Raw genomic sequence first — 221 nt, 5'->3', positions numbered from 1 at the left:
TTGCGGAATTGGTTGTAATTAATCAGGCTGATTCCTGTGTTTTGCTCAAACGGAATCAGGATTTTTTGCATGGCCGTCTGAATAAAATCTTTCAGCCGGTCAAAGTCTGCCAGCACCTTGTAGCCGTCTTGTCGCAATTCAGGGATACTGTTAACAGGCTGAACGGAACTGTTACACTCTGCCACGCGGAAGAAGTGCCAAGCGGCATTTAATACTTCTTC

Annotated in this window: 1 pseudogene; it reads right to left on the bottom strand. The window is 45.7% G+C overall.

From position 1 onward, the window contains the following. Positions 1–221, bottom strand: a pseudogene (locus HMPREF3052_RS00360) (hypothetical protein); the annotation flags it as partial.

It is taken from the genome of Neisseria sp. HMSC056A03 (assembly GCF_001815685.1).
Lineage (GTDB): Bacteria > Pseudomonadota > Gammaproteobacteria > Burkholderiales > Neisseriaceae > Neisseria > Neisseria subflava.
The sequence above is the reverse complement of the archived record's forward strand: the minus strand, read 5'-3'. Positions and strand labels throughout refer to the sequence as shown.